We start from the raw sequence: 23,898 nt of genomic DNA on the forward strand, positions 1-23,898 counted from the left end.
GTATTATGGCAGAGGAAAAAATGGGTTTTTTTAAACGGCTCGTCTCCGGGCTTACCAAGACAAGAGAGAATATCGTATCGGGGATTGACAGTATTTTCCATGGCTTTTCGAAAATTGACGAGGACTTTTATGAGGAACTGGAAGAGCTTCTTATCATGGGCGATCTGGGCGTCAAGGCGACCTACGGGATTCTGGAGGATCTAAGGCGCAAGGTGAAGGAGCAGCATATCAAAGAGCCGATGGAGTGCAAGCAGCTTTTGATCGACAGTATCAAGGAACAGATGGACGTGGGCGAGACGGCCTATGCGTTCGAGGAGCAGACTTCCGCAGTTCTGGTCATCGGGGTAAACGGAGTGGGCAAGACGACCACCATCGGCAAGCTGGCAGGGAAACTTCGCTCCCAGGGAAAGAAGGTCGTTCTCGCGGCGGCGGATACCTTCCGTGCAGCGGCAGGAGAACAACTGAAAGAGTGGGCAAAACGGGCGGAGGCAGACCTGATCGGCGGCCAGGAGGGCGCAGATCCGGCAGCCATTGTCTACGATGCCGTGGCGGCAGCAAAGGCCAGGAGGGCCGATGTACTGCTCTGCGATACTGCGGGACGGCTGCATAATAAGAAGAACCTGATGGAAGAGCTCCGGAAGATCGGAAAGGTACTGGACCGGGAATTTCCGGAAGCACACAGGGAGACGCTGGTGGTCCTTGATGCGACTACCGGACAGAACGCGCTGGCGCAGGCGAAGGAGTTCAGCGAGGTGGCGGATATTACGGGAATTATCCTGACGAAGATGGACGGAACGGCAAAAGGCGGTATCGCCGTAGCGATTCAGGCAGAGCTGGGCATTCCCGTGAAATATATCGGCGTCGGTGAGACCATCGACGATTTACAGAAATTTGATTCAGATGAGTTTGTCAATGCATTATTTACAACAGGAGAAGGAGCGGAAGAAGAATGTTAACGTTGGAGAAATTTGAAGAGGCCAGTGAGATTGTCAAGCGTGTCACCAGGCCGACGAAACTGGTATTCAGTGAATATCTGAGCGCACAGACCGGTGGTAAGGTCTATTTGAAACCGGAAAATATGCAGTATACGGGCGCTTACAAATTGAGAGGCGCATACTATAAGATCAGTACCCTTTCCGAGGAGGAGAGGGCAAAAGGGCTGATCACCGCGTCTGCCGGCAACCACGCTCAGGGCGTGGCTTATGCGGCAAAAGCATTTGGCTGCAAGGCAACGATCGTGATGCCGACGGTCACCCCGCTGATCAAGGTGAACCGGACCAAGAGCTATGGCGCGGAGGTCATTCTTCATGGCGATGTATATGATGATGCCTGCGCCAAGGCTCTGGAGCTTGCCGAAGAGCATGGATATACCTTCGTACACCCCTTTGACGACCTGGACGTGGCGACCGGGCAGGGAACCATTGCGATGGAGATCGTGCAGGAGCTTCCGACGGTGGATTACATTCTGGTCCCGATTGGAGGAGGCGGGCTGATCACCGGCGTTTCCGTACTTGCCAAGATGCTGAATCCGAAGATTAAGGTCATCGGAGTGGAGCCTGCGGAGGCGGCAAGTATGACTGCTGCGGTGGCAGCCGGACATACAGTGACACTTCCAAGTGCCAATACGATTGCAGACGGAACGGCGGTCAAGACCGTAGGTGAGAACAACCTGCCTTATGTGATGGAGAATGTGGATCAGATCGTTACCGTGGAGGACGATGAGCTGGTCGGCGCATTTCTGGACCTGGTGGAGAATCACAAGATGATCGTGGAGAATTCGGGGCTTTTGTCTGTCGCTGCACTTAAGCAGCTAGATTTCAAAGGCAAGAAAGTGGTCTGCATCTTAAGCGGTGGAAATATGGACGTTATTACTATGTCCTCCGTCGTGCAGCACGGTCTGATTCAGAGAGACAGGATTTTCTCTGTTTCCGTACTTTTACCGGATAAACCGGGTGAACTGGTGCGGGTGGCAAAAACGATCGCAGACCAACAGGGCAATGTGATCAAGCTGGAGCACAACCAGTTCGTCAGCATCAACCGGAATGCGGCGGTGGAACTTCGTGTCACGTTGGAGGCATTTGGTACCGAGCATAAACAGCGGATCATAAAGGCGCTGGAAGATGAGGGCTTTAAGCCAAAGACTATCGGGGCAAAATTGTATTAGAAGTTTTTGTTGACCCGATAAGGGGAAGAAGGGAAGAATAAATAATGAATAAAAGACGACCCAGGCCGGGAGAATGCTACCGGCATTTTAAAGGAAATCGCTATCGCATCATCACAATCGCAAAGCACACAGAGACAGGGGAGGAACTGGTGATTTACCAAAGTGATGAGGGTGACGGGGATTGTCCTGTCTATGCGAGGGAGCTTACCATGTTCCTCAGTAAGACGGACAAAGAGAAATATCCTGATGCACAGCAGGAATACAGGTTCGAATTGGAAGAGGGAGAGAAGATCTGCGGGGAAGAGGAGCAGAGGCTGATCCTGGAATTCCTGGATTTGAGAAGCAGCAGAGAAAAGGCCGCATTTTTGCAGGCCCATAAGCAGGAAATGACGGATCGTTTTCTTGCGATCGCGGCGCAGAGCCTCGACGTGACAGAGTGCCAGGAGACCCTGGAAATGCGGTATCAGGATATCCTGCATGTGCTGCGTGCGCGCATGAAATACGAAAAACGCTAGTATAAAATAGAATAAAAAATGGTCCTCAAATGGACAGGACTCAGTCACAATGCCGAAATGAAGAAACACTCTTGACAATGATTGTATGGTTGTATACAATTATACAAAACATATGAGGAGTGGTTTTCATGGAAAACAGAAAAGTATATTTAAATAATCATACGAATTTATTGCAGCTCGAAGAGTATATGTATCCACTGGTTGATGTTAAGACTCCGAATGTCTTCCGCAACCTGTTCCATTATGATGAGATTCCGAAGATCGCCTTCAATGACAGGATCGTTCCGCATGACATGCCGGACGAGATCTGGATCACGGATACGACCTTCCGCGACGGACAGCAGTCCAGGGCGCCGTATTCTACGGAGCAGATCGTAACGATTTATGATTATTTCCACAGACTGGGCGGCCCAAAAGGGAAGATACGTCAGTGTGAATTTTTCTTATACAGCAAAAAAGACCGCGATGCCGTGTATAAGTGTATGGAGCGGGGGTATGAATTCCCGGAGGTCACCAGTTGGATTCGTGCAAGTAAGAAGGATTTCGAACTGGTAAAAGAAATCGGCCTTAAAGAGACGGGAATTCTGGTCAGCTGCTCGGACTACCATATCTTCTATAAGCTAAAGATGACCAGAAGAGAGGCCCTGGAGCATTATCTGGCAGTAGTCAGGGAATGTCTGGAGACCGGAGTTGCCCCCAGATGCCATCTGGAGGATATCACAAGGTCCGATATTTATGGTTTTGTGATCCCGTTCTGTCTGGAACTGATGAAGCTCAGTGAGGAGTATCAGATTCCGGTCAAGATCCGTGTCTGCGATACCATGGGATACGGAGTGAACTATCCGGGTGCAGTGATTCCAAGATCCATTCCGGGCATCATCTATGGAATCAAGAATCACGCCGGCGTGCCCAGTGAACTGATCGAATTTCACGGACACAACGATTTTTATAAGGCAGTCAATAACTCTACGACCGCATGGCTTTATGGAGCCTGTGGCGTGAACTGTTCCTTGTTTGGAATCGGGGAGCGGACCGGCAACACGCCGCTTGAGGCCATGATATTTGAATATGCGCAGTTAAGGGGAACTCTTGACGGCATGGATACGACCGTGATCACGGAGCTCGCAGAATATTACGAGAAAGAGATCGGTTATCATATTCCGGGAAGGACTCCTTTTGTGGGACGTAATTTTAATGTGACAAGAGCCGGAATTCATGCAGATGGACTCTTGAAAAATGAAGAGATTTATAATATCTTTGATACAGGGAAATTCCTTAACAGACCACCGCTGGTGGCAGTATCCAAGACCTCGGGCCTTGCGGGAATTGCCCACTGGATTAATACATATTATCACCTGGAGGGAGAGAATCAGGTGGATAAGAACTCACTTTTAGTACAAGAAGTGAAGAAATGGGTAGATGAAGAATATGAGTCAGGCCGTGTAACGGTGCTGACCGATGGTGAACTGCTTGCAGTGATTCAGGAAGTCTGCCAGAAGCAGGGGATTGCTCTGCAAATATAAAGCCAGCTCACCAGGAGGAGGGTAATGGAAGATTATTCATTGAGAAGTCAGGTATTTCAAACAATCAGAGAGAATATCCTGAAAGGAAAGTACAAGCAGCACGACGAGCTTAGAGAAGCGACGCTGGGGAAGGAGCTGGGCGTCAGCCGTACTCCGGTGCGCGAGGCGCTTCGTCAGCTCGAACTCGAAGGACTGGTCGAGATCATTCCCAACAAGGGCGCCTATGTGAATGGGATCTCGAAGGAGGACGTAAGAGATATCTATGTGATCCGTTCGATGCTGGAGGGTTTATGTGTCCGCTGGGCCGCGGAACATATCACCGAAGAGCAGCTTGAAGAATTAGATGAGATCATTTTGCTGTCACAGTATCATCTGGATAAGGGAAATGCAGAGCAGCTCACGGAGCTGGACGGAAAGTTTCACCAGATTTTATACGAGGCCTCTAAGAGCCGGATCCTAAAACATGTACTTTCTGATTTTCATAAATATGTACAGTTGGCAAGAAATAATTCTGTGAAAACAGAGGAGCGGGCCAGAAAATCCATCGAGGAGCACAGAGAGATTCTTGATGCGATCCGTGCAAATAAGCTGGAGGAAGCCGAAAAACTGGCGAATTCGCATATTATGCATGTGATGGTGAACCTGCATATGGAAAAGGAGCCCGAACTGGAAAACAAATAACCATTGTAAAGAAAGGGGCACACACAACATGAGTAAAATTCAGATGACTACACCAATCGTTGAGATGGACGGAGATGAGATGACCAGGATTCTCTGGAAGATGATCAAAGACAATCTCTTGCTGCCATATATTGACTTAAAGACCGAGTATTATGATCTTGGGCTGGAGCACCGCAACGAGACGGACGATCAGGTGACCGCCTGCAGCGCAAATGCCACGAAAAAATATAAGGTAGCGGTAAAATGTGCGACGATCACGCCAAATGCCGCCCGCATGAAAGAGTATGACTTAAAAGAAATGTGGAAGAGCCCCAATGGAACGATCCGTGCGATTCTTGACGGAACCGTATTTCGTACACCGATCGTGGTAAAGGGAATTGAGCCCTGCGTGAAGAACTGGAAGAAACCGATCACCATCGCAAGACATGCCTACGGTGACGTCTATAAAGGAACGGAGATGAAGATCCCGGGACCTGGAAAGGTGGAGCTTGTCTATACTGCCGCGGACGGAACCACGAAAAAAGAGCTGGTACATGAATTTGCCGGAGCCGGAATCGTACAGGGCATGCACAATATCAGTGATTCGATCGCGAGCTTTGCAAGGAGCTGTTTTGCTTATGCACTGGATACGAAGCAGGACCTGTGGTTCGCGACGAAGGATACCATTTCCAAACAGTATGACCATACCTTCAAGGACATTTTCCAAGAGATCTTCGATGCAGAGTACAAAGAGAAGTTTGAGGCAGCCGGAATCGAGTATTTCTATACGCTGATCGACGATGCCGTGGCACGGGTCATGAAATCAGAGGGTGGCTATATCTGGGCTTGTAAGAACTATGACGGAGATGTCATGAGCGACATGGTCTCCTCTGCGTTTGGCTCCCTTGCCATGATGACCTCGGTGCTGGTATCCCCGGAAGGCTACTATGAATATGAGGCGGCGCACGGAACCGTACAGCGCCACTATTACAAGCATTTGAAAGGGGAGGAGACCTCCACGAACTCCGTTGCGACTATATTTGCGTGGACAGGAGCCCTCAGAAAGCGCGGGGAGTTAGATGGCAATCAGGAATTGATGGAATTTGCCGACAGATTGGAGAAGGCGACCATCGATACCATCGAATCCGGCAATATGACAAAGGATCTGGCACTCATCACAACGATGGAGAACCCGAATGTCCTGAACAGTGAGGAATTTATCAAAGCGATTGCTGAAAGATTATAGTATAAGATAGAAAATGTGGTTGGTTAGTGTTTGGGCTGACCCTTCGGTGGAAGTTAAGTATGCTTAGCAAATGAGCCCCCGTCCAAGGTGAATATGGTTCACCGGACGAAGGGCTCTGTTTTTGTCGCCAAGCGTGCCTGAAACGAGGTCCAGTGGACCTTGTTTCGGCTGCCAAGCATACCTAAGTGAAGGTCCAGTGGACCTTCATCTCGGTTGTTTGCCTGTGTTCTCAAGAAATCATTTTACTCAGCCAGCTCTTCCCACTTCTCATAAAGTCCTGCCAGTTCTTCCTCATTGGCTTCTTTTTCGTGGGCCAGCTCCTGGCATCTGACGGAGTTGGTATAGACTTCCTCCTGCGTCATCAGCTCATCAATTTCCACATTGCGCTCTTCCAGGACAGTGATCCGCTCCTCGGTGCGTTTCAGCTCATTCTGCCGTTTGCGAAGGCGGGCCTGTTCCTCCTTTTGTTCCTGCCAGCTTAATTTGGACTGGGTGGGAGCAGGAGCACTTCCGGCGGGAACGCTTGCGTCCCCAAAGCGCGCATTACCATCGGAAGGAGCAGAGCTGTAAATGGCGGTAAGCGCCTCTTTTTTCTCCAGATAATAATCATAATTGCCAATATAATTGATAAAGGTATGGTTTACCAGATCCAGGATCCGGGTAGCGGTCTGATTGATGAAGTAACGGTCATGAGAGACATAAAGGACCGTTCCCGTATAATCATTGAGCGCCTTTTCCAGAATCTCTTTGGAGGTGATATCCAGGTGGTTGGTCGGCTCGTCCAGAATCAGGAAATTCGCCTCGGACAGCATCAGCTTGGCGAGGGATACGCGTCCCCTTTCGCCTCCGCTTAGGTCGCCGATCCGTTTAAAGACATCGTCTCCGGTAAAGAGAAAAGCCGCCAGCATATTGCGGATCTGGGTTCCGGTGAGCTTCGGATAATCGTCGGAAATTTCTTCAAAAATCGTCTTGTCCATGTGAAGAACATGATGCTCCTGGTCGTAGTAACCGATCTCCACATTTGTTCCCAGGGTAAAAGAGCCTTTATCCGCAGAGATCACACGATTCAGGATCTTAAGCAGCGTGGTCTTCCCGGTTCCGTTATCCCCGATGACTGCCACATGTTCTCCGCGCTTGATCTCAAAATTCACGTCCTGAAACAGAGTTTGCGGCGGGAACGCCTTGCCAAGGCCTTCGACCTTAAGAACATCATTGCCGCTGATGCGGGAAGGCTCCAGCGTCAGATGGATCTCCGTGTTCATCTCCACCGGCTTCTCGATCCGGGTCATTTTGTTCAGCATTTTCTCACGGCTCTCGGCGCGGCGGATCGATTTCTCCCGGTTGAAGGAGCGCAGTTTTTCGATCACGGCCTCCTGGTGCCTGATTTCGCGCTGCTGGTTTAAGTATTCTTTTAAGCGGGCATCGCGAAGCTGCCTTTTCTGTTCGGCAAAAACAGAGTAGTTCCCCAGGTAGGTATGAAGGTCGCCATTTTCCACCTCGATCACTTTGGTGACAACGCGGTTCAGGAAATAGCGGTCGTGGGAGACGATGAGAACAGCTCCCGGATAGTTCATCAGATACGTCTCCAGCCAGGCGATGGAGTTTAAATCCAGATGGTTGGTCGGCTCGTCAAGGAGCAGGATGTCCGGGCGCACAAGAAGGAGCTTTCCCAAAGAGACCCGGGTCTTCTGACCACCCGACAGGGCATCTACCTGTTTGGTGAATTCCTCCTCCGCAAAACCAAGTCCTTTTAACACGCCGGTAATCTCGCTTTTGTAAGCATATCCGTCGGCATGTTCAAAGGCGGAGGTGAGCCGCTGGTAGACTAAAAGACGGTTTTCCAACTCCTCGCCGGTCAAATGAGGCAGTTCCAGTTCGATTTGGCGGATCTGACGCTCCATCTCGATAATATCCGCCTTCGCCGTCTTTACCTCCTCGTAAATGCTGCGGCCGCTCATCAGGTCCTGATGCTGCGCGAGATATCCAAGGGTCTTGCCTTTTGTGAGGATCACATTCCCGTCGTCCGCGGGAAGCTCCCCTACGATCATTTTTAGGATCGTGGATTTGCCGGCGCCATTTAGTCCTACCAGCGCCGCTTTTTCACGATCTTCTATATGGAAGGAGCCACCGGATACGATGATCTGGTCCCCGAATGCTTTTGTCAGATTATGACATGCCAGTATCATTTGTTTACCCTCCTTATTCTATGTAAAATGGTACCGTCTAAACCATTATATCGAAAATAGAATAAAAAACAACCACTATTGTTTGACATTTTTAAGTCGATTTACTATAATGGATAAAGAAAGCAAAAGGAAGGTGGAAACTAGGTGGAAGGTAGAGAGATTTCTCAGGCAGTAATTCGCAGACTTCCTAGATACTATCGTTACCTTGGTGAGCTGTTGGAACATGGAGTTGAGAGGATTTCCTCTAACGATTTAAGTAAAAGAATGAAGGTGACAGCGTCCCAGATCCGCCAGGATCTGAACAATTTCGGTGGATTCGGACAACAGGGATACGGCTATAATGTGAAATATCTTTATACAGAGATAGGTAAGATTCTCGGACTTGATGAGACACACAATATGATCATTATCGGTGCAGGTAATCTGGGCCAGGCACTTGCGAATTACACGGCGTTTGAAAAGCGAGGATTTATTTTAAAAGGCCTTTTTGATGTGAATCCAAGACTGGCCGGCGTGACGATTCGGGGTATTGAGATTCGTATGATGGACGAGCTGCAGGAGTTCCTGCAAAAGACAGATATAGAAATTGGGGTTCTGTCGATTCCGAAGGCGAAGGCAGTGGAGGTCGCGAATTTGTTAGTTGCAGGAGGGGTGAAGGCAATCTGGAATTTCGCACATACAGACCTGAACTTGCCGGATAATATTATTGTGGAGAATGTTCATTTGTCAGAAAGTTTGATGAGACTGTCCTATAACATTACCCGTTACAATGACGAACATAAAACTGAGAAATAGTTGAGAGGCTGACGTGTAGGAATGAGAAGATTTCCTGCACGTTATTGCGTTGCTGAGCATACCTAAGTGAGCGCCCGATGGACGTTCATCTCGGTTGCCAAGCATGCCTAAGTGAACGTCCGGTGGACGTTCATCTCGGTTGCCAAGCATGCCTAAGTGAACGTCCGGTGGACGTTCATCTCGGTAACTCGAAAGTGGAGAGGAAAAAGAAGATGAGATATATTTTAACGGCCGAACAGATGAAAGCGTCGGATATGGCTACGATATGCGAGATCGGGATTCCCTCGCTGGTGCTTATGGAGAGGGCGGCTCTTCGGTGCGTAGAAGTCATGAAAGAGGAACAAATTGACCTGACAAAGCCGCTGATCGTGTGTGGATCAGGCAATAATGGCGGAGACGGAGTCGCGGTGGCAAGGCTTCTTTTTGAGGAAGGATATACACCGGAGGTCGTCTTTGTGGGAAATATGTCGTCTCGCAGCCAGGAGATGAGGGCCCAGATGGAGATCCTTGAAAAACTGGGCGTGTCTTTTGGCAACAGTTTGCCGGATCGGGAATATAGTGTAATTATAGACGCCGTTTTTGGAATCGGGCTTTCCAGGATCATAGAAGGAAGATACCGGGAAATCATCGAACAGATGAACCGCTATAAGGGAGCGAAAGTCGCGATCGACATTGCTTCCGGAATTTCGGCGGATACGGGGCAGATACTTGGCTGTGCTTTTCGGGCGGATCTGACGGTAACGTTTGCTTACGGCAAGGCAGGACAGTATTTTTATCCGGGCTGCGATTATTCGGGAAGAACTGTCGTGCGCCCAATTGGAATTCGTAATCAGGCGCTGGAGCTTAGCGATGAGGTCTACTGTTCACTGGAAAGAGCGGACCTAAGGCGGCAGATGCCTGTTCGTCCGGCAGATTCTCATAAAGGCACCTTTGGAAGGGTTCTGATGATCACCGGAAGCAAGGGAATGTCCGGCGCAGCCTATTTGGCGGCAAAGGCGGCCTATCTGACGGGGGCAGGGCTTGTGCAGATCTATACCGAGGAATCGAATCGGCAGATTCTGCAGGCTTTTGCCGGAAGCGGTGCTCACCACATATGAGGCGCCAGCCGGTGAGCAGCGTGCAGATTTCCCCAAGAGCAGTCAAAAAGAAACACTCCTGGAGCTGCTTGACTGGGCAGATGTGATCTGTATGGGCTGTGGTCTGGGGCAAAGCGATGTGTCCAAAGAACTGGTAAGAACGGTCCTTACGTACAACACGAAGCCCTGTGTGATCGATGCGGACGGACTGAACATACTTGCCGGACTTGGTGAGGAAGAAAGAGCGGGCTATTCCTTTATGGCGGACCGCTATGTGCTGACTCCGCACATGAAAGAAATGTCCCGGCTGTCCGCATGTCCGGTGGAGGAGATCCGGGCCTGCCGGGCTAAAATGCTTAGAGAGTTCGTACAGAAAGAACAGGTGGTCTGTGCGCTGAAAGACAGCCGGACGCTGACAGCAGCTCCCGGGCGGGCACTTTGTCTGAATCTGACCGGGAATGCGGCTATGGCAAAAGGCGGAGCCGGGGATGTGCTATCCGGCGTGATCACCGGACTTCTGGCGCAAAAGCTCCCGACTTACGAAGCCGCAGCGCTGGGCGTGTATCTGCACGGTCTGGCAGGAGATGCGGTGCGGAAGGAAAAAGGAGCGTACAGCGTACTTGCAGGAGATATTGCCGAGGCGTTATCTGAGATATTACGGACATTGGAGGAAGAAAAAAGATGAAGAAATACAGCAGGCTTCGTGCAGTCGTGGATCTGGACGCCGTGATGTATAACATGGAAATGATGCGTGCCAATTTGGATAAAGATATGAAAATGATCGCAGTGATCAAGACCGATGGGTATGGACACGGCGCGGTCCCCATCGCACTTATGCTGGAACCAGAAGAGTACATCTGGGGATACGCAGTCGCTCTTCTGGAGGAAGGACTTCTGCTCCGCAAAGCAGGGATTAAAAAGCCGATTCTCTGTCTGGGCTGCATTTTCCCGGACCAGTTCGAGGAGATGATCGAAGGGGAGATCCGCATGACCTGCTACTCGGAAGAGATAGCAAAGCTCGTATCTGAGACTGCGGTCCGCATGGGAAAGACGGCGTATCTGCACATTAAGGTGGATACGGGAATGTCAAGGCTCGGATTTGCGGTGAATCAGGAAAGCGTGGAGGAAATCCTGCGCATTCAGAAACTTGCAGGTCTCACGCTGGAGGGTATGTTCACGCATTTTGCAAGGGCAGATGAAAGGGATAAGACCTCCATGCATCAGGCGTTTGAAAAATATCAGTGGCTTCGTAACGAACTGGAGGGAAAGGGACTTAACTTTGCCTATTACCATGTTTCCAACAGCGCGGGAATCATCGACAGCCCGCATCTGCATTCCAATCTGGTGCGGGCGGGAATCTCGATCTACGGGCTTTATCCGTCGGAGGAAGTGGAAAAAACGGCAGTCCCGCTGAAACCGGCCCTGTCCCTTCTCGCGCATGTGACCCATGTGAAATGGATCGAAAAGGGAACCGAGATCAGCTACGGCGGAACCTTTACGGCGCCGGAGAGAATGCGTATTGCGACGATACCGGCCGGTTACGGGGACGGGTATCCGCGGAGTCTGTCCGGAAAGGGGTATGTACTGATCCGGGGGCAAAAGGCGCCGATCCTCGGCCGGGTGTGCATGGATCAGTTCATGGTAGATGTCACGCATATCCCTGAGGTACAGTTTGGAGACCAGGTTACACTGGTCGGAACAGATGGCGAGGAAAATCTTCCTGTTGAGGTGCTCAGTGAGCTGTCGGGGAGGTTCAATTATGAATTCGTATGCGATATCAATAAACGGGTACCGCGGGAATATATAAAAGGCGGCAAAGTGGTGGATCAGAGAGATTATTTTTAGGATACTATTGCGCTTACGGCGGGTTAATTGTATACTTAAAAGGATTGGGACACCATTTGACGGGAAAATGGCTGCTCAAAATAGAGAGACGATGAGGACTGCGTCCCCTGCGAAAGATTTCGTTTCAGGTGAACTGACGGAGATGCACGGTATACCTTATGAAACGGCCGAATGGCCATACGGGATGCCATTGGGTATACCTTATGAAACGGCCGAATGGCCATATGGGATGCCATTTGGTATACTTCCGGGAAAAACTGGCAATACTTCTGTTATCTTGAAAGCGGAGAGTGAAGAAAGTGCAGGTAAGACGTGGAGATATATTTTATGCAGACTTAAGCCCGGTGGTGGGCTCGGAACAGGGCGGGATCCGTCCGGTCCTGATCATACAGAATGATGTGGGAAACAGGCATAGTCCGACCGTGATCTGTGCGGCAGTGACTTCCAGAATGAACAAGGCAAAGCTGCCTACGCATGTGGAGGTCTCCGCAGGCAGGTACCACATTGTGAAGGATTCGGTGGTCCTCCTGGAGCAGATCCGGACCGTTGACAAACAGCGGCTGAAGGATTTTGTGTGTCATGTGGACCGGGAACTGATGAGAAAGGTTGATGAGGCATTATGTGTAAGCCTGATGCTTCATACATAGTAAGGAGATTTATTACGAGTTATGGACGAGGGTAGCAGTTTACTGCAAAAAATGCGAAGAGTATTTTCGGATAATGAAGATAAGGAGCGTATAGCGGAAGAGATTATCGACAAGGTGGAGGAAGGATATCAAAAGGGAGTTCTGGCAAAGCGGGAGATGAAGATGATCTGCAACATTTTCGGCTATATGGACGAAGATGCCAAGGATATTATGACTCACCGCAAGAACGTGGTGGCGCTGGACGGCACCTCCACACTTTCAGAGGCGCTGAATTTTATTCTGGAGGAGAATCATTCCAGACTTCCGGTCTATGAGGGTGACATCGATAATATTATCGGACGGATTCATCTGCGTGACGCGATGAAATGTTATTTTAACGAGTCGCTCAGGAATGTACCGATCAAAGAATTGAAAGAATTTCTGCGTCCGGTCAGTTTTGTGCCGGAGACCAGAAGCATCGATAAATTGTTCCAGCAGATGCAGCACAACCGTTCGCATATGGCGGTGGTGATCGATGAGTACGGGCAGACGGCCGGAATCGTTACCATGGAAGATATCATTGAAGAGATCGTTGGAAATATTCAGGATGAGTACGATGAGGAGGAAGAGCTGATCGTGCGTCAGAGCGACGGGACCTACCTGGTGGACGGTATGACGCAGCTTGAAGATCTGGAGGAGCTTCTCGATGTGAATTTTGAGGAGGAAGATTATGATACCTTGAATGGGTATCTGGTTGACCGTCTGGATCGGATTCCATCGGAAGATGAAAAATGTACGGTGCAGTTCGAGGACTATGTATTCCAGGTGCTTTCCGTGGACAATAATACCATACGCAAGGTGCGGATCATAAGGAATTAGCACGTGATTTGACTCTTGTCAGGGAGAAAAAAGAGTGTTAGAATAAAGCAAGTAAACGATAGAAAAGAAAGAGATACAGGCGGGGGATTCTAAAGGGGAATTCTGCGTCTGTATTGTCAGGCGTATAAGGATGTCTTCCCGGAGAGGGGATTTCGTATGCCGGGCAGTGAAAAATAATCATACATAGGAGAGGTAGAGACAATGTCAGGACATTCAAAATTTGCAAACATCAAGCATAAAAAGGAAAAAAATGACGCAGCAAAAGGAAAGATCTTTACAAAGCTGGGCCGTGAGATCGCAGTGGCCGTTAAAGAAGGCGGCAGCGCTGATCCGGCGAGCAACAGTCGTCTGCGTGACGCGATCGCGAAGGCAAAGGCCAACAATATGCCGAATGATAACATTGACAGAAGCATCAAGAAAGCAGCCGGTGACGGAGATGCCAACAATTACGAGCGTATCGTATACGAGGGCTATGGACCAAACGGAACGGCTATCATCGTGGAAGCGCTGACCGATAACCGCAACCGTACAGCCTCTAATGTAAGAAGTGCATTTACCAAAGGAAAGGGAAATGTCGGAACCAGCGGCTGCGTTTCTTTCATGTTCGACAAGAAGGGACAGATTATCATCGATAAAGAAGAGTGTGAGATGGATGCCGACGATCTGATGATGCAGGCGCTGGATGCGGGAGCAGAAGATTTCAGCGAGGAGGAGGACAGCTTTGAGGTCCTCACGGATCCGGATGATTTCAGCGAGGTGCGTCTTGCGCTTGAGGAAGCGGGAATTCCTATGGCAAGCGCAGAGGTGACCATGATTCCGCAGACCTGGGTCAAGCTGGAGAATGAAGAGGATATCAAGAACATTCAGAAGACACTTGACCTTCTGGAGGATGACGATGACGTCCAGGAGGTTTATCACAACTGGGAGGAATAATTTTCCCAGGACCGGGAGGAAGAGCGATGACTCATGAGATACAGGAGGGACTGAATCAGTTGTTTGATATGATTCTTCCCTTGTCAGGAGAATTTAAAAAGAAGACCTATGAGCAGATATTCCGGGACCAGTATGAGAAATACCGTCCACTTATGGAGAAGATTGCCAGGATGTGTGAGGAAGCCGAGGATCAGAAGCAGTCCGTGGAGGAAGTAGCTTTCGTGATTCCGGGGCGTATGCGGGAGATTCTTGAAAAAGAGCGGACAAAGCGCAGGAGAGATACGGTACTTATGAAGTATAACCTGGGAATGGTGACGTTTGTGATCCCAATTTTCCGTTATGGAAGAGTTCCTGTGATGGAGCTGGTTGTGGACCGCATGATCGAGCTTTGGAATGACAATGACAGTGATATGGATATCGGGAAATCGACTTTCGAGGAGATTCAGGGTGGTTTCAAATCACATCCCTGCTATATCACCACCGCCGTCTGTGAGAGTCTGGGGAAACCGGATGACTGTTATGAGCTGAATCTGCTCAGGGAGTACCGTGACGGATATCTGGCCGGCAGCAAGGACGGTTACAGGGTGATCCATGAGTATTATAACGTGGCGCCGACCATCGTAAAGAGAATCAGCCGTATGGAGCACGCCGATGAGATTTACCGCAAGATCTGGGAAGAATATCTGAGCAGGTGCGTGGAACTGATCGAAGAGGGCAGGAAGATGGAATGCCAGAAGGTCTATACGGATATGGTATATGAACTGGAAGAGAAATATCTGTATCCGGTTCAGTAATAGAATATGTTTGAAAAAAGCAAACGAATGAGTATGCGAAGGAGGAGCAAGTATGAGCGATTACAGGATTGAGACAAAGTGTATCCAGTCGGGTTACACACCGAAGAATGGGGAGGCAAGGGTTCTGCCGATCTATCAGAGTACGACCTTTAAATATGACGACAGCGATGAGATGGGCAAGCTGTTCGATCTGGAGAAGTCCGGCTATTTTTATACCAGACTTCAGAATCCGACCAACGACGCAGTGGCAGCAAAAATCTGCGATCTGGAAGGCGGTGTGGCTGCGATGCTTACTTCCTCCGGACAGGCGGCAAACTTTTATGCAGTCATGAATATTGCAGAGGCGGGGGATCACATCATCTGTTCTTCGGCGGTATATGGCGGTACCTATAACCTGTATGCGCATACGATCCGCAAGATGGGAATTGCAGCGACTTTCGTAGATCCGGATTGCACAGAGGAAGAACTGAACGCGGCATTTCAGGAGAATACGAAGGCGGTCGTAGGTGAGACGATCGCCAATCCGGCTCTGAATGTGCTGGATATCGAGAAATTTGGCAAAGCAGCACATGCGCACGGCGTTCCGCTTATCGTGGACAATACCTTTGCAACGCCGATTAACTGCCGTCCGTTCGAGTGGGGAGCCGATATCGTGACCCATTCTACAACCAAGTACATGGACGGACATGCTTCCTGTGTGGGCGGCGTGATCGTGGACAGTGGCAATTTTGACTGGGAAGCTCACGCAGAAAAATTCCCGGGACTTACGACGCCGGACGAGACCTACCACGGGCTGGTCTATACGGAGCGTTTCGGAAAAGGCGCTTACATCACAAAAGCGACCTCACAGATGATGCGTGACCTGGGTTCCATTCAGGCACCGCAGAATGCATTCCTCCTGAATATCGGACTGGAGACGCTGCACCTTAGAATGCCGCGCCACTGCGAGAACGCCATTGCGGCAGCAAAGTACCTGAAAGGGCATGAGAAGGTGGCGTGGGTGAACTGCCCTTCCCTGGAAGGAGACAAATATTATGATCTGGCACAGAAATATATGCCGAACGGAACCTGCGGCGTGATTACCTTCGGCCTCAAGGGTGGAAGAGACGCAGCAGTCAAGATGATGGACAGCCTTAAGATGATCGCAATCGTGACGCATGTCGCGGATGCGAGAAGCTGCGTACTGCATCCGGCAAGTCATACGCATCGTCAGATGAATGATAAGGAATTGCTGGAGGCAGGCGTACAGCCGGATCTGATTCGTTTCAGCGTGGGAATTGAGAATATTGACGACATCATTGCTGACCTGAAACAGGCATTGGAAGCGGTTTAGAATGCCCTTGGGGTATACCTTGTGAAACGGCCGAATGGCCATGCGGGATGCCCTTGGGTATACCTTGTGAAACGGCCGAATGGCCATACGGGATGCCCTTGGGGTATACTTTATTGAATTTTGAGTAAAGTCTTAAATAGTAAAACAGTAAGAGTTTCGTAGAAAGGTAAGAGTGAAATTAAAAAAACCTGGTATGGATTACAAAACTGTGTGAAAAGTGCAGAGATCCATATCAGGTTTTTTGTTGCAAATAAGGTCCCCAAATAGCATCTTCATACATAGTTCTGCCGAAGCTGGGAAAAATAGTAATAGCAAATATGGTGTGCAGGAGGACGATAATGTTTGATGATAGTGATGTGAAAGAATATAAGATTCGAAAAAAGAGTGGATTTGTTGAATCAGACTGTAGCAGCGAAGGCCATGGACAGGCGAATACTGAGGCGGCCTGGGAGTCGGGGAATGCGAAGGCTATCCGGGAAGAGGAAAACGGAAACAGCGCAGATGCGGACAATGCTCAAAAGCAGAACGCAGAAGACGAGCATCTTCGGGAAATGGGAACGCTGCCTTTAAGCGAGAGCAGAAAAGGGCGAATCGAGCTTTTGACGATAATCGGGGAAGTGGAAGGCCATGAAGCGGTGGCCGGAAATACGAAAGCCACCAAATATGAACATTTACTTCCAAAACTTGCTCAGATTGAAAACAGTGAAGAGGTGGATGGGGTGCTGATTCTTTTGAATACGCTGGGTGGCGATGTGGAAGCGGGGCTGGCCATCGCAGAGATGATCGCATCTCTCAGCAAGCCTACGGTATCGCTTGTCCTGGGAGGGTGCCATTCTATCGGCGGTCCTCTGGCAGTGTCAGCCGATTATTCCTTTATCGTTCCGAGCGGGACGATGATCATTCATCCGGTGCGCTCCAGCGGGATGTTCATCGGAGTGGCGCAGAGCCTGAGAAACATGGAAAAGACCCAGGATCGGATCACCGGGTTCCTTGCGGAACATTCCAAAATGACACAGGAGCGAATCGAGGAGTTGATGCTGGACTCTACGCAGCTCGTCAAAGATGTGGGAACGATGCTGGAAGGAAATGAGGCGGTGAACGAAGGACTGATCGATGAAGTAGGTGGAATCAGTGACGCTTTGAAAAAGTTGCATGAAATGATAGCTGAAAATCGACAAAATTCTGATAAAAATTAAGTAATGACAGAGACTTCCCCAAATGATATAATAAAATATGTATGTTCTGAATGCCAGAGTATTTGGCTTCGGAAATATAAGGGGTTTATTATTCAAGGGGGAAGTTGAATGGCTTCAAAGACAAGTAACAAGAAAACAACCAATCGCAAGACCCAGTCGAAAAAGACCGGGAACACGCGCCAAAAAACGACGGCTGCCAGGAGTAAGGCGGCAGTAAAGAGCGGAACCGATTCATTTCTTGCCACTGAGATTGTAATTTGGACCACATTGGCGGTCAGTATTCTTCTGATCATCAGTAATTTTGGCGTTGCAGGTTTTATCGGAGATAAGATTGCCGACGTGATGCAGGGATTATTTGGCTGGATCGCTTACGTATTTCCAATCCTGCTGTTTTGCGGAGTTTCTTTCCTGATCTCGAACAGGGGAAATTCCGTAGCTTACATAAAAATGATTGCCGGGGTGGTGCTTACTGTTCTGCTCTGTGTTACGTTCCAGCTTTTGGACGATAAGGGCGGAAAGATCGGAGATGCGGTCACGAACCTTATGATTCCGGCAATCGGCACGGCAGGGACCTGGGTTGTGACAATCATTTTGATGGTGATCTGTATCGTTTTGATCACAGAAAAATCTATCCTGGGCGGAGTCAAAAGAAGCAGTGTGAAAGCATATGGAAAAGCACGAGAGGATCTGCAGCGCCATCAGGAAGAGGCGAGGGAGAAGAAAGAGAAGCGTCTTCAGATGGAGGAAGAGAGACGGGAACAAAGACGTGCAGACCATCAGGTATCCGGAGTTTCTTTTAATACGACCTTAGAGAAGAAGGAAGAAGACGTACCGCCGAAGGAGGAGCCGGTTAAAAAAGAGGCAAAGCCTGCTGCAAAGAAGGCGACCAAGAGAACGAAAAAGAACGTGGAGAGCGTACTGGCAGGCGCGGATGAAGCGGCGGCCAAGCATATTCTTGAGCAGACTGGTCAGATTTCCTTAGATGATGTGGTCATCAACCGGACGATGCCGCTTTCTGCAAGAGAACTTATTCCGGAGCCGGAACCGAAGGAAGAGAAAGGATCGGAGCATGCGGCAGACCCTCGCGACGAGGTGCCGGGTTTCTTGAAAGACGCGATGGAAGAAGCAAAAGGAGCTTCCGTAGTCGTGCCTGCCGAAGCGGTGAGAAATGCAGAGGGGGCCGCTTCAAAAAGCAAAGGCGGTAAAAAAGAAAAAGTAGACGTAAATCAGGCAGTGGCTGATGTGGAGCAGACGATCGCGCAGGCAGCACCGAAACAAAAAGAATATCATTTTCCACCTATTAATCTGTTAAAGCGTGGGGACAAGAACGGCGGGGATTCTGACGCGCATCTCAGAGAGACCGCTATGAAATTGCAGAAGACGCTGCAGACCTTCGGGGTCAATGTGACGATCACGAATATCAGCTGCGGTCCATCCGTCACCCGCTACGAGCTTCAGCCGGAGATGGGCGTAAAGGTCAGCAAGATCGTGGGACTTGCCGACGATATTAAGCTGAACCTTGCAGCGGCGGACATCCGTATTGAGGCTCCCATTCCGGGAAAAGCGGCGGTGGGAATCGAAGTTCCGAATAAAGAAAATACACCGGTCATGCTCCGGGATCTGCTGGAATCGGAAGAGTTCAAGAAGAGCAAATCCAAGATTTCCTTTGCCACCGGACGGGATATTGCCGGTAAAGTCGTGGTCTCAGACATAGGAAAAATGCCGCATCTTCTCGTGGCAGGCGCTACCGGTTCGGGGAAATCCGTCTGCATCAACACACTGATCATGAGTATTTTGTACAAGGCAAGACCCGATGAGGTGAAGCTGATCATGGTCGACCCGAAGGTGGTGGAATTAAGCGTATATAACGGAATTCCCCATCTGATGATACCGGTCGTGACGGATCCGAAGAAAGCGGCGGGAGCGCTGAACTGGGCCGTGGCCGAGATGACCAAGAGATATCAGTTTTTCGCGGAATACAATGTCCGTGATCTGAAAGGCTTTAACGAGAAGGTAGAGGCGATCAAGGACATTGACGATCCGGAAAAACTGAAGAAGATGCCGCAGATCATCATTATCGTAGATGAGCTGGCGGACCTGATGATGGTGGCGCCCGGAGAGGTGGAAGAGGCCATCTGCCGCCTGGCACAGCTTGCCAGGGCTGCCGGTATCCATCTGGTGCTGGCGACACAGAGACCTTCCGTCAATGTCATTACGGGACTTATCAAAGCAAATATGCCGTCCAGAATCGCATTTTCTGTTTCGTCGGGAGTGGATTCCCGAACGATCATCGACATGAACGGAGCGGAGAAGCTTTTGGGCAAAGGCGATATGCTGTTCTACCCGGCGGGCTACCAGAAGCCTGCGCGTGTGCAGGGGGCGTTCGTTTCCGATAAAGAGGTACAGGCGGTAGTCGAGTATCTGAAGGAGAACGGAGAGACGGCGGAGTACAACGAAGAGATTCAGAATCATGTGAACAGTAATCTGGGAGCTGTGCCAGGTTCTGCAGGAGGCGCTTCGGAGCGGGATGCCTATTTCGCAGAGGCAGGAAAGTTCATTATCGAGAAGGACAAAGCCTCGATCGGCATGCTCCAGAGGGTGTTCAAGATTGGCTTTAACCGGGCGGCAAGAATCATGGATCAGCTCGCGGACGCCGGCGTTGTAGGCGAGGAAGAGGGCACAAAGCCAAGAAAGGTTTTGATGTCCATGGAAGAATTTGAACAATATATTGATGAATATGTATAATATACGGAAAAACGGTCATATATGATATGTTTATAACAATACATGATCTTAGAATCTGTATATCATGTAAAAAGTCATTTGCTGCCACCTGGTAGAGGAGCCGGTGGCAGTGTAATACAAGTTTTGCAGGATATTTTTCGGCGGAATCTGCCGGGGAATGATTTTGCAGGAAATGATATTTTTAAAGAGCAGAGAGGAGAACGCAAATGATGAAAACAGACATTCAGATCGCGCAGGAGGCACAGATGGCGCATATCCGCGATGTTGCGGCAAGCATCGGAATTGGGGAAGATGATCTTGAGTTTTACGGCAAATACAAGGCAAAACTTTCCGATGAATTATGGGATCAGATTAAGGATCGTCCGGACGGAAAGCTTGTACTTGTAACGGCTATCAATCCGACGCCGGCAGGAGAAGGTAAGACAACGACGACAGTAGGTCTTGGACAGGCTATGGCAAAATTGAACAAAAAAGCAATCATCGCCCTTCGTGAGCCGTCTTTAGGACCGTGCTTTGGTATCAAAGGCGGGGCTGCAGGCGGTGGATATGCCCAGGTCGTTCCGATGGAAGATCTGAATCTGCATTTTACGGGAGATTTCCACGCCATCACATCAGCGAATAACCTTCTGGCAGCAATGCTTGACAACCACATTCAGCAGGGAAACGCCCTTCAGATCGACCCGCGCCAGGTCGTGTGGAAACGTTGTCTTGATATGAATGACCGTGTCATGCGCAATATTGTGGTCGGTCTTGGAAACAAGATGGACGGAATGGTGCGTGAGGATCATTTTGTTATTACTGTTGCTTCTGAAATCATGGCGATCCTCTGTCTGGCAGATGATCTTGACGATTTGAAACGCCGCTTAGGCGAGATCATTGTTGCCTATACATTTGCCGGGGAACCGGTAACGGCAGAACAGCTTCATGCGACCGGAGCGATGACTGCTCTTTTGAAAGATGCCATTAAACCGAACCTGATCCAGACGCTTGAACATACGCCGGCCCTGGTTCACGGTGGTCCTTTCGCAAATATTGCACACGGCTGCAACAGTGTTCGTGCTACCAAGATGGCACTTAAGCTGGCAGATATCACCATCACGGAAGCCGGATTTGGCGCTGACCTTGGCGCAGAAAAATTCCTGGACATCAAATGCCGCAAAGCAGGACTTAAGCCGGATGCAATAGTTTTAGTTGCAACTGTTCGTGCTTTGAAGTATAATGGTGGAGTTGCAAAAAATAATCTGAATGAAGAGAACCTGGAAGCACTGGCAAAAGGCATCGTGAATCTGGAGAAACATATTGAGAACCTTCAGAAATACGATGTGCCGGTGGTAGTTACCTTGAATTCATTCATTACCGATACAGAAGCAGAGTATGAATATATCCGTAAGTTCTGCGAAGACAGAGGCTGCGAGTTCGCACTTTCCAAAGTATGGGAAAAGGGCGGAGAAGGCGGAATCGAACTTGCCAATAAAGTGATTGAGACCCTGGAGAATAAAGAGAGCCATTATCACCCGCTTTATGCAGATGATTTATCATTGAAAGAGAAGATCGAGACGATCAGTAAAGAAATTTATGGGGCTCGCGGCGTGATTTATGAGCCGGCGGCGGAAAAACAGCTTGCCAAGATCGAGAGTATGGGATTTGGAAATCTTCCAATCTGTATGGCAAAGAATCAGTACTCTCTGTCTGACGACGCAAAACTGCTGGGACGTCCTGAGAATTTTGATATCCATATCCGTGAGGTCTATGTCAGCGCCGGAGCAGGCTTTGTGGTCGCGCTTACCGGAGCGATCATGACCATGCCTGGTCTTCCGAAGGTACCGGCGGCTGATGGAATTGATGTGGTAGAGGGAAAGATTACCGGATTATTCTAATACGAAGCTGATTAGGAACCAGAAGGAGACGAAAGACAATGAAATGTATGAATTGCGGAGCAGAAATACCGGAGGGCAGACTTATTTGCCCCGGATGTGGCAGGGAAGTACAAATCGTGCCTGATTACAATCCATTAGATGATGTTCTGACTGCGCAGGTAAAGGGTGCAATCAGCAAGACCATGTCCCTCTATCAGGACGGGCAGCCCGAAGTGCGCCGAAGCACTGACCGCATGCCATCACCAAGAGGTGCAAATGAAAGAGGACGCACCGGATATGTGACTGGAAATCAGCGGACAGGCAAAAGAGCGCCACAGGGAAGCACCGGCAGAGGACGCACGGGCAGAGTAGCGCAGGGGAATACCGGCAGAGGACGCACCGGCAGAGTATCACAGGGAACCGGAAAGTCTGCGAAAATATCGCGGGAAGAGCAGGAACTGCGTCGGCGTCAGGCGGAGAAAAGGCGCATGATGGCCAAAAAGAAACGTATGCGGACCATCCTCATTCTTGCAGTGATTCTGGCCGCCTGTGTGGGAATTGTTTTTTTCCTGTACCAGAATTCCTACAGCGGTCTGATCGGACGTGGAAATAAGGATCTGGACGCGAAAGAGTATGCTGCTGCAACGGAAAAATTTGAGAAAGCTATGAAGAAAGATAAAAAGCGGGGCGAAGCATATTCTGGTCTGGCGGCAGTCTATATTGAACAGGATGATTTGGAAAAAGCGGAGCAGATGTTTTTAGAGGCGCTCAAAGATTATCCTTCTAATGTAGAGATTTACCGTGCTGCAATTCAGTTTTATTGTGATACAAAACAGGAGAACAAGGTTTCTGATCTGCTTGATGCATGTTCCAGTGATGCAGTATTATCGGAGTTGAGTGAATTTGTTTCAGATACGCCTCAGTTCAGCCTTGATGCGACGAAAGAGTATGATGATATTCAGGCGCTGGAGCTTACCGGCGATGGGAAAGCGATTTACTATACTACAGATAGTACAGACCCGACTACTTCCAGCACAAAATATACGGAACCGATCAAGTTAGATGAAGGAGAAACGGAAGTGCGGGCAATTTCTGTCAATGAAAAGGGGATTCCGAGCCTTGTCGCCTCCAGAACCTATATTATAAGGTTTCCCGTTGCGGATGCACCGGCAGTAACGCCGTCCACGGGGCAGTATGAAGGCAGTCAGAAGATTGAAGTGGTAGTGCCGGCCGGCTATGAAGCGCATTATACTATGGATGCGACAACACCGACGGAGAACTCTGACCTCTATGAGGGGCCGATCGATATGCCGAAAGGAAAGACCATATTCAGTGTGGTGCTGGTGGATAAAAAGGGCCGCTTAAGCGATGTTACGATACGGAATTACGAGCGCACAGAATAGGCGACACAGAGAGGAAGGTCCACTGGACTTTATTTCAGGTATGCCTGGCACCAAGACGAACGTCCACCGGACGTTCGCTTAGGTATGCTTGGCAACTAAAAGATAGTAAATGAGAGAGAAGAG

The 23,898-nt window shown here is 49.5% G+C and carries 20 protein-coding genes; 19 read left to right on the top strand and 1 reads right to left on the bottom strand.

Annotated elements, in window-relative coordinates; genetic code table 11:
* The first annotated feature begins 5 nt into the window (after positions 1-5).
* From ftsY to ABXS75_11235, 6 genes are all read left to right on the top strand, one after another.
* Complete coding sequence (gene ftsY, locus ABXS75_11210; GenBank protein XCP83647.1) at positions 6-956, top strand: signal recognition particle-docking protein FtsY; 951 nt, start codon at positions 6-8, stop codon at positions 954-956.
* Positions 950-2,164 carry a threonine ammonia-lyase gene (gene ilvA / locus ABXS75_11215; GenBank protein ID XCP83648.1) on the top strand — a complete coding sequence of 405 codons (1,215 nt, stop codon included), beginning with the start codon at positions 950-952 and terminating at the stop codon, positions 2,162-2,164. The genes ftsY and ilvA overlap by 7 nt, the downstream gene beginning before the upstream one ends.
* A gap of 44 nt (positions 2,165-2,208) precedes the next feature.
* A complete protein-coding gene (locus tag ABXS75_11220) occupies positions 2,209-2,679 on the top strand; it encodes a DUF1653 domain-containing protein (protein ID XCP83649.1) in 471 nt (156 codons plus the stop codon).
* 128 nt (positions 2,680-2,807) lie between these two features.
* A complete protein-coding gene (locus tag ABXS75_11225; GenBank protein ID XCP83650.1) occupies positions 2,808-4,202 on the top strand; it encodes a 2-isopropylmalate synthase in 1,395 nt (464 codons plus the stop codon).
* Positions 4,203-4,226: 24 nt separating this feature from the next.
* Positions 4,227-4,883, top strand: coding sequence for a GntR family transcriptional regulator (locus tag ABXS75_11230; GenBank protein XCP83651.1), 657 nt, complete (start codon positions 4,227-4,229; stop codon positions 4,881-4,883).
* A gap of 28 nt (positions 4,884-4,911) precedes the next feature.
* Entirely contained in the window at positions 4,912-6,108 is a 1,197-nt protein-coding gene (locus ABXS75_11235) for an NADP-dependent isocitrate dehydrogenase (GenBank protein ID XCP83652.1), read from the top strand.
* 242 nt (positions 6,109-6,350) lie between these two features.
* Here the strand turns inward: ABXS75_11235 and abc-f are convergent, their stop codons facing one another.
* Positions 6,351-8,294 carry a ribosomal protection-like ABC-F family protein gene (gene abc-f, locus ABXS75_11240; protein ID XCP83653.1) on the bottom strand — a complete coding sequence of 648 codons (1,944 nt, stop codon included), beginning with the start codon at positions 8,292-8,294 and terminating at the stop codon, positions 6,351-6,353.
* Positions 8,295-8,438: 144 nt separating this feature from the next.
* Here abc-f and ABXS75_11245 point away from each other — a divergent pair, with 144 nt between their 5' ends.
* From ABXS75_11245 to ABXS75_11305, 13 genes are all read left to right on the top strand, one after another.
* Entirely contained in the window at positions 8,439-9,089 is a 651-nt protein-coding gene (locus ABXS75_11245) for a redox-sensing transcriptional repressor Rex (protein XCP83654.1), read from the top strand.
* A 212-nt stretch (positions 9,090-9,301) separates the two neighbouring features.
* Positions 9,302-10,186 carry an NAD(P)H-hydrate epimerase gene (locus ABXS75_11250; protein ID XCP83655.1) on the top strand — a complete coding sequence of 295 codons (885 nt, stop codon included), beginning with the start codon at positions 9,302-9,304 and terminating at the stop codon, positions 10,184-10,186.
* Positions 10,110-10,850, top strand: coding sequence for an NAD(P)H-hydrate dehydratase (locus ABXS75_11255; protein XCP83656.1), 741 nt, complete (start codon positions 10,110-10,112; stop codon positions 10,848-10,850). Before ABXS75_11250 ends, ABXS75_11255 begins: the two co-directional genes overlap by 77 nt.
* Positions 10,847-12,010, top strand: coding sequence for an alanine racemase (alr, locus tag ABXS75_11260; GenBank protein XCP83657.1), 1,164 nt, complete (start codon positions 10,847-10,849; stop codon positions 12,008-12,010). The genes ABXS75_11255 and alr overlap by 4 nt, the downstream gene beginning before the upstream one ends.
* 299 nt (positions 12,011-12,309) lie before the next feature.
* On the top strand, positions 12,310-12,657 hold the full coding sequence (locus tag ABXS75_11265) for a type II toxin-antitoxin system PemK/MazF family toxin (GenBank protein XCP83658.1): 348 nt from the start codon (positions 12,310-12,312) through the stop codon (positions 12,655-12,657).
* A gap of 21 nt (positions 12,658-12,678) precedes the next feature.
* Complete coding sequence (locus ABXS75_11270) at positions 12,679-13,515, top strand: hemolysin family protein (protein XCP83659.1); 837 nt, start codon at positions 12,679-12,681, stop codon at positions 13,513-13,515.
* Positions 13,516-13,716: 201 nt separating this feature from the next.
* The gene (locus ABXS75_11275) at positions 13,717-14,448 is read left to right on the top strand and encodes a YebC/PmpR family DNA-binding transcriptional regulator (protein ID XCP83660.1); all 732 of its coding nucleotides are present in this window, start codon (positions 13,717-13,719) and stop codon (positions 14,446-14,448) included.
* Between the two features lie 26 nt (positions 14,449-14,474).
* Positions 14,475-15,242 carry a CFI-box-CTERM domain-containing protein gene (locus tag ABXS75_11280; GenBank protein XCP83661.1) on the top strand — a complete coding sequence of 256 codons (768 nt, stop codon included), beginning with the start codon at positions 14,475-14,477 and terminating at the stop codon, positions 15,240-15,242.
* A gap of 52 nt (positions 15,243-15,294) precedes the next feature.
* Positions 15,295-16,575 (top strand): O-acetylhomoserine aminocarboxypropyltransferase/cysteine synthase family protein, encoded by a 1,281-nt coding sequence (locus tag ABXS75_11285; protein XCP83662.1) that lies wholly within the window; start codon positions 15,295-15,297, stop codon positions 16,573-16,575.
* 551 nt (positions 16,576-17,126) lie between these two features.
* The gene (locus ABXS75_11290) at positions 17,127-17,771 is read left to right on the top strand and encodes an ATP-dependent Clp protease proteolytic subunit (protein ID XCP87142.1); all 645 of its coding nucleotides are present in this window, start codon (positions 17,127-17,129) and stop codon (positions 17,769-17,771) included.
* 108 nt (positions 17,772-17,879) lie between these two features.
* Positions 17,880-20,516 (top strand): DNA translocase FtsK, encoded by a 2,637-nt coding sequence (locus ABXS75_11295; GenBank protein XCP83663.1) that lies wholly within the window; start codon positions 17,880-17,882, stop codon positions 20,514-20,516.
* Positions 20,517-20,725: 209 nt separating this feature from the next.
* Positions 20,726-22,393: a formate--tetrahydrofolate ligase gene (locus tag ABXS75_11300; GenBank protein XCP87143.1), complete on the top strand. Its 1,668-nt coding sequence runs from the start codon at positions 20,726-20,728 to the stop codon at positions 22,391-22,393.
* A gap of 38 nt (positions 22,394-22,431) precedes the next feature.
* Positions 22,432-23,775, top strand: coding sequence for a chitobiase/beta-hexosaminidase C-terminal domain-containing protein (locus ABXS75_11305; GenBank protein XCP83664.1), 1,344 nt, complete (start codon positions 22,432-22,434; stop codon positions 23,773-23,775).
* Positions 23,776-23,898 lie beyond the last annotated feature (123 nt).

Source organism: Roseburia hominis, assembly GCA_040702975.1.
In the GTDB taxonomy this organism is placed as follows: Bacteria; Bacillota; Clostridia; order Lachnospirales; family Lachnospiraceae; genus Allocoprococcus; species Allocoprococcus hominis_A.